1 protein-coding gene is annotated in these 413 nt (G+C 48.9%); it reads right to left on the bottom strand.

What is annotated here, in order from left to right:
* Positions 1–341: 341 nt before the first annotated feature.
* Positions 342–413, bottom strand: a 72-nt coding sequence (locus tag BGK49_RS31730; RefSeq protein WP_369803737.1) for a hypothetical protein, incomplete at its 5' end; no start/stop codon positions are given.

Below are 413 nucleotides of genomic sequence, written 5' to 3'. Positions count from 1 at the left end.
GGGCCGAATAGCAATGTCTGTCGCACAACAACCACAATGTCACAAATAAAAAATGAGAATAACCAGTTCCCTGAAGGCGACGTAGCCCGGTACAAGAGTAACCCACGTTAGCGCTTGGCGACGGCGGAACAAAGCTGATTCGCGACGTAAGAAAGTGGCAGGCTCATATGACGGACCTCTGTAATGCGGTATCCAACCCGCGAATATCAGCGTGATTCACCGTCGGATTTACTGCTACGTCGCCCTCAGGGAATTAAACCTAAAAAGAAAATCGTCAAAATTAGAGATTCCGGTTTGACACGGAAAGTCATATCAGCGTCAACGGAGCACCGTATTGACGCTTATTTATTGGTGAGTGCTACGTTCCATGGCAGGAGTTCGTCAACACGGTTGGAAGGCCATTCCGGCAGTAC

The sequence above is a fragment of the Shigella sp. FC1544 genome (assembly GCF_001722145.1).
GTDB lineage: Bacteria > Pseudomonadota > Gammaproteobacteria > Enterobacterales > Enterobacteriaceae > Escherichia > Escherichia coli.
This window is presented reverse-complemented; position numbering and strand designations above follow the sequence as displayed.